Origin of the sequence: Allobosea sp. RAF48 (assembly GCF_052114025.1) — a bacterium.
Taxonomy (GTDB): domain Bacteria; phylum Pseudomonadota; class Alphaproteobacteria; order Rhizobiales; family Beijerinckiaceae; genus Allobosea.
Map to the genome: position 1 here is coordinate 21,994 of NZ_JBFRDZ010000031.1, position 6,400 is coordinate 28,393.

Annotated in this window: 6 protein-coding genes; 4 read left to right on the plus strand and 2 right to left on the minus strand. The window is 63.1% G+C overall.

Annotated elements, in window-relative coordinates; all coding sequences use genetic code 11:
• Window positions 1-34: 34 nt before the first annotated feature.
• The 3 genes from AB4Z10_RS29300 (at window position 35) to AB4Z10_RS29310 (ending at window position 3,720) form a co-directional block, all read left to right on the plus strand.
• Complete coding sequence (locus AB4Z10_RS29300) at window positions 35-940, plus strand: hypothetical protein (protein ID WP_441473922.1); 906 nt, start codon at window positions 35-37, stop codon at window positions 938-940.
• 93 nt (window positions 941-1,033) lie between these two features.
• Entirely contained in the window at window positions 1,034-1,267 is a 234-nt protein-coding gene (locus AB4Z10_RS29305) for a hypothetical protein (RefSeq protein WP_441473923.1), read from the plus strand.
• 380 nt (window positions 1,268-1,647) lie between these two features.
• Window positions 1,648-3,720 (plus strand): ATP-dependent helicase, encoded by a 2,073-nt coding sequence (locus AB4Z10_RS29310; protein ID WP_441473924.1) that lies wholly within the window; start codon window positions 1,648-1,650, stop codon window positions 3,718-3,720.
• Between the two features lie 84 nt (window positions 3,721-3,804).
• Here the strand turns inward: AB4Z10_RS29310 and AB4Z10_RS29315 are convergent, their stop codons facing one another.
• Window positions 3,805-4,068: a PilZ domain-containing protein gene (locus AB4Z10_RS29315; protein WP_441473930.1), complete on the minus strand. Its 264-nt coding sequence runs from the start codon at window positions 4,066-4,068 to the stop codon at window positions 3,805-3,807.
• Window positions 4,069-4,163: 95 nt separating this feature from the next.
• Window positions 4,164-4,541, minus strand: coding sequence for a response regulator (locus AB4Z10_RS29320; protein WP_441473925.1), 378 nt, complete (start codon window positions 4,539-4,541; stop codon window positions 4,164-4,166).
• A 350-nt stretch (window positions 4,542-4,891) separates the two neighbouring features.
• On the opposite strand from AB4Z10_RS29320, the gene AB4Z10_RS29325 reads away from it, so the two are divergent.
• Window positions 4,892-6,400, plus strand: a 1,509-nt coding sequence (locus AB4Z10_RS29325; protein ID WP_441473926.1) for a PAS domain S-box protein, incomplete at its 3' end; no start/stop codon positions are given.

The window sequence follows — 6,400 nt, forward strand, 5'->3', positions numbered from 1 at the left end:
GGGTCATCGCTTTGGACCGCAGGATCGTAGGACGATGGCCGGGCGCAAAAGCAACGACTTTGAAATCCGCGCTGATGAAGAAAGCTCGGGTGCAATCGTCTCCTTCCCGTTCGACGCGGCACTCGCAGTGCGCTTTCGGGAAGCTTTTCCGAGAGCGCGCTGGAACGACGACTTGGCTGCTTGGCGGATACCGGGCACGACGGCGATGCTTCGCGCGGCGCGATGGCTCGATCGTGAGTTGCCGAGAGCGTTCACCCTCGCGGATGAGCGCGGTCGCGATTCCTTCTCGTTCGAACCGATCGTCAGCCCTTACCTGGAGGTCGCCGATGAGATCGTCGTGCGCACCCCGTATTCTCGATCCATCGTCGAGGAATTGCGTGCGGTGCCCTGGGCGTGGTGGAACGGCGAAGACAAAGCCTGGCACGTTCCGTTCCGATCGATCGATGAACTTCGCAGAAGGTGGCCAACCATCGAAGCCGCCGCGCAGCGCAGTGAGCCGGAAGCTCGAAGGCAGCGGCGCGAGGCGGCGAAATCCGCGCCGGAGTACGAAGGCGCGAAAGCAACGGCGGCCGAGCGCCGACGTCGACGCTATCCCGTGCCTGCAAGCGAATTGCCGCCGACCGACCGGGTGCTGATGTCACATGAGGGGCCGCTCGTCGTCCTTGAGGTAACCGGCGAGATCGTGCCCATGGAAACCGCCGCCCGGCATTATCCTTGGAGCTCTGGACAGTCAGACGATCTGGTCTGGGCTTTGTGGCGGCGTGCGACCCATGAGGAACTGGTCAAGACCTGGCCTGCGCGACGCCCGACCACGCCGGACGCCTTCCTTCGCGGATGGTGGCAGCCCACGCTCCAGGAACTGCGTGCCGCCCGGCGAGCCGCGAGGTCCTTGGACCGTGCGCAGGAAACGCGCCGAACGAGCCGCTCTGCCCAGGAATGATTTCGCACAACGAAGGAGACGCTGTCGGCGAGGCATGCTTGACTCGCCATTCCGTTTGTTCTCTTTATGTTCCCTCAATTGAGGACATGACCGATGGCAGCAGTCGAGGCTTCCCGCCCGCCTGAACCAGACCCGTTTGCCGTTTCCGATGAGGAGGTCGATGCGGTCATGGAGGAAGCCAACGGAGATTCCCGGGAGGCGATCCGGATGGTCCTCCGAGACCTTGCCGTCATGGCAGCCGACGCCGATGCCGCTTCGTCGCGCGGCTTCTTGCGCGGTCGCTTTTCGGAAGGAAGACGCCGCCCTCGCCTCGTCGATGAACCATGAGACGCAAGGGCGAGCTGTCGCCCGCGGAGGTCGACCGTCGCTGGCCTCACCAAGTCGCAGTCGAGATCCCACCGGGGCATGGACTCGGCATCGTGCCAGCGACCGGACCGCTCTCGTCGCTTGCTCCTCGAGGCCATGAGGTTGCCTACGACGGAAAGCGCTTCCGAGTTTTCTGCTTCTCCGATCCGGATCAGGCCGCGCGCTTCAGGGACATAATGGGCGGGTTCGAATTCGATCCCCGAGATCGCGGCCGCGGAGCCTATTGGGGAACATGGTACCGAGGTCCTGGAGCCGCGCGCGATGCCAAGCGTCGGCAATCCTGACGCACCCCTATCATCCGACATGGTAGGGTCGAGCGAATCACTTTTCAGCAGACTCTTATGAACGCCGTTGCCCCGATCAACTATCTCGACACGCTCAACCCGGCCCAGCGGCGAGCCGTCGTCCACGGCGTCGGCTCGGAGGCCGCGTCTCCCCTGCTCGTGATCGCGGGCGCCGGATCGGGCAAAACCAACACCTTGGCGCATCGTGTCGCGCACCTTCTGGTCACCGGCGCCGATCCACGGCGGATCCTGCTGATGACATTCTCCCGCCGCGCGGCCTCGGAGATGTCGAAGCGCGTCGAGCGGATCGCCCGCAAGGTGCTGGGCGATGGCGCGGGGGTCCTGAGCGATGCCCTGACCTGGGCAGGGACGTTTCACGGCATCGGCGCCCGGCTCCTGCGCGATTGCGCCGACCAACTCGGCCTCGACCCGGCCTTCACCATCCATGATCGCGAGGATTCCGCCGATCAGATGAACCTCGTCCGGCACGAGCTCGGTTTCTCGAAGACGGAAGCGCGCTTCCCGACGAAGGGCACTTGCCTGGCGATCTATTCGCGCTGCGTGAATTCGGAGTTGCCGATCGAGGACGTGCTCGGCCGGTCTCATCCGTGGTGCGTTGCCTGGGCAGCCGAGCTCAAGGACCTGTTCGCCGCCTATGTCGAGGCCAAGCAGCAGCAGAACGTCCTCGATTACGACGACCTGCTGCTCTACTGGGCGCAGGCGATGACTGACCCGGACATCGCGGCGGCTGTTGGCTCGCGCTTCGACCATGTCATGGTCGACGAGTACCAGGACACCAACCGCCTCCAGTCCTCGATTCTCCTCGCCCTCAAGCCCGACGGCCGAGGACTGACGGTCGTTGGCGACGACGCGCAGTCGATCTATTCGTTCCGCGCCGCGACGGTGCGCAACATCCTCGACTTTCCCGCCGCGTTCTCGCCTCCCGCGGAGGTCGTCACGCTCGACCAGAACTATCGTTCCACCGAGGCCATCCTCTCGGCCGCCAATGCGGTCATCGATCTGGCCACGGAACGTTTCACCAAGAACCTCTGGACGGCCCGCTCCAATGGGTCCCCGCCGCAGCTAGTCCATGTCCACGACGAGGCCGATCAGGCGCGCTTCGTCGCCGACAAGGTCCTCGAGAACCGCGAGGGCGGCTCGACTCTGAAGCAGCAGGCGGTCCTGTTTCGGGCTTCGCACCATAGCGGTCCGCTGGAAATCGAACTCACGCGCCGCAACATCCCCTTCGTGAAGTTCGGCGGGCTCAAATTCCTCGACAGCTCCCATATCAAGGATCTGCTGGCGCTGTTGCGGTTCGTCGAGAACCCGCGGGACAAGGTCGCCGGGTTCCGCGTGCTGCAACTTCTCCCGGGAGTGGGACCGACGTCAGCGCAACGCGTCCTGGAGCATATCGGCCAGGCGACCGCTCCGGTCGAGGCTCTCGCCGACGCTCCCGCTCCGCCGCGTGCCGGAGCAGATTGGGACGAATTCTGCACCGCGGTCCGCGAAATTCGATACCGTGGCGCTGGCTGGCCCGGTGAGATTGAGCGGGCGCGGCGCTGGTACGAGCCGCATCTCGAACGGATCCACGAGGATGCATCCACCCGGCAGGCTGACCTCGTCCAGTTGGAGCAGATCGCCAGCGGGTATCCCTCCCGGGAGCGCTTCCTGACCGAGCTGACGCTCGATCCCCCCGATGCGACGAGCGACCAGGCCGGGGTACCCCACCTCGACGAAGACTACCTGATCCTGTCGACGATCCATTCGGCCAAGGGCCAGGAATGGAAATCGGTCTTCGTCCTGAACACCGTCGACGGCTGCCTTCCGATCGACCTCGGGACCGGAACCAGAGACGAGATCGAAGAGGAACGACGCCTGCTCTATGTCGCGATGACGCGAGCGAAGGACGACCTTCACCTGATCGTGCCGCAGCGCTTTTTCACGTCCGGCCAATCCGGAACCGGTGACCGCCACGTCTACGCCAACCGCACGAGGTTCATCCCGAACGCCTTGCTAGGTCATTTCGAGCGGGTCGCCTGGCCGCACGCTCCCGCGATGGAACCCGGCCGAACGCCGAGCGGTGCCCCAAAGGTCGATGTCCGAGCCAAGATGCGCGGGATGTGGCGATGATTGGTCAGGACGCTATCGTCCTCAGCGGGGGGACATGCAGGTCCATCGACTTCGGTAGGCTGGAAAGCGTGTCCACCCTCGGAATTACTCGAACGCTACGCCTATCGATGTAGCATTCCGCCAGACAACGCGGGCCGACCGGTCGGTGCCGATCGTCGCGGCGGTGATGAGAACCTTCCCCTCGGGTTCAAAACCAAGGGGGAGCCGCATTCGAGCGCCATTGGATGAAATATCGCGGATCATGCAGGTCCATGCCTCCCCTCTGCCCGGAAGGCGCAACTTCGCCGCCTGAACCAAGCGGGACCTTTCCTCACGACGTGGCTGCGGATCTTCCATGACAACTGCCATATAGCCCGTGCCGGGTTGAGGAACGACCTGTTCCACAGCTCAAAGTTTATGGATTGTCCGCCGATCAGCTCCATGAGCGATCACGTGATCGTTCCTCAGGACACGAAACTTCGCATTGCCGCGGTGATGGCATGACGGCTGTAGGGCTTGGAGAAGAACAGGCCGCGATCCGGCATCTCCTCGGCGGCCACGGTACGATGACCAGAGACGATGATGATCTCGATCGGAGGCCAGCGGTCGCGGACGAAGTGGGCGAGCTTCACGCCGTCCATGGAGCCCGGCATATCGACATCGGTGAGCACGATGCGGATGTCGGACCGGGAGGTCAGTATTTCGATTGCCCGGTCAGCATCGGATGCCTCCACGGCTTCGAACCCCGCCTCCTCGACCATATCTACCGCATCCATCAGCAGAAGCGGTTCGTCTTCGACGATCAGGATGGTAGGCCGGACGTGCAGGCTCTCGTTGACCATTCCAGCCTCGACACTTCGGAGTGCAGCCGCTGCGGCGGCAGACCCCAGAACCCACCCCGTTTGGTCGAAACGGAGTTTGGTCTCACCAGTTCCCGCAACGAGGTAAAGGAGGCGCGAACGTTATCGCCGATCGAGAGCTAGGTCGGGCGGCTTGCTGCCAGCCCGAACGCGCAGTCTTGGTCTCAGTTGAAAGCGGTGCATTCAATGACAGGGCGACCGGGCAAATGATATGTTATTGCGCGAAATGACATGGCATTTTTCGATGCGCCAAGGTCTGGTTCGGCGGGGGATAACAATTGAACGCGGATCATGCCCGGAGAACCGGTGCTCGTTCCAATGAGATCGAGCGCATGCGGATGTTCAGCCGCATCGCCCGCGCCGTTGCGGGTGAATTCGATCTTGCCGAGCTTGTAAGCCTCGTGACAGACGCGGCCACCGAATGGTCGGGAGGAAAGTTCGGCGCCTTCTTCTACAATCAAGTCGACGAGAAGGGGGGAATCTACGGCCTCTACACCCTGTCCGGTGTTCCCAGATCGGCCTTCGAGAACTTCGAGATGCCGCGCAAGACAGCGGTTTTCGCACCCACCTTCGATGGCACCGGAGTGGTTCGGTCGGACGATATCCGTAAGGATCCCAGATACGGATTGAGCGCTCCGCATTTTGGCATGCCGCCAGGCCATCTGCCGGTCGTGAGTTATCTGGCGGTTCCGGTCATCTCGCGCACGGGCAGCGTCCACGGCGGCATTTTCATTGCTCACGATGAGCCGGGACAGTTCGACGAAGAAGCGGAGTCGATCGTCATGGCGATCGCCGCCCACGCCGCCATCGCCATCGACAATGCCAAACTTCTCGTCGAGGCCCGACAGGAGGCAGAGGCACGGCGGATCGCGCATGAGGCTAGCGCGAAGCTCGCCGCGATCGTGGCCTATTCCGACGATGCGATCGTAAGCAAATCGCTCGACGGCACGATCACGAGCTGGAATGCCAGCGCAGAGCGCTTGTTCGGTTACACCGCGGAGGAAGCGATCGGGCGGCCGATCACGATGCTCATCCCCGAGGAACGTCTGCATGAAGAGGACATGATCATCGGCGGGGTTCGCGAGGGACGTCGAACCGACCATTTCGAAACTCTGCGGCGGCGCAAGGATGGCACGCTCATTCATGTGGCGCTGACCGTCTCACCGATCCGCGACGAGAGCGGCGTGATCGTCGGCGCCTCCAAAATCGCGCGCGATATCAGCGAACGTGTCCAGGCACGCGAGCGTCAAGAGCTGCTGATGCGCGAGATGAACCACCGCATCAAGAATCTCTTCGCCCTGACAGGCGGGTTGATTTCGCTGAGTGCCCGATCGGCCACCTCGGTCGAAGAGCTGACCAAGAAGCTTCGCGAACGACTAACGGCATTGGCTCGCGCCCACGATTTGACAATCTCAGGCGAAGCCGAAGGCAATCGCGCCTCCACCGACCTCCTCAGCCTGGTGCGTGCACTCTTATCGCCTTACGAGGCGGAGCATCGGGAGGCGCTGGAGATTTCTGGGCCAGAGGTTTCCGTTGGAGGGTCTGCTTTGACGGCCCTTGCCCTGGTGCTGCACGAGCTTGCGACAAACGCGGCGAAGTATGGCGCTCTCTCCTGTCCGCAAGGTCGGCTCAACGTCAAGCTCGTGCGCGAAGGCGAGACGGTGAAACTCCACTGGACGGAGCGCGGCGGCCCAACGATTGCGGGATCTCCCGCGCAGGCGGGCTTCGGCAGCAAGCTCGAAAAGGCGACGCTGAGTGGGCTCGGCGCGACAATCGAGCGGAAATGGGATCCAGAAGGTCTGTCGCTTTCGCTCGATCTCCGGATGGATCGACTGAACAGC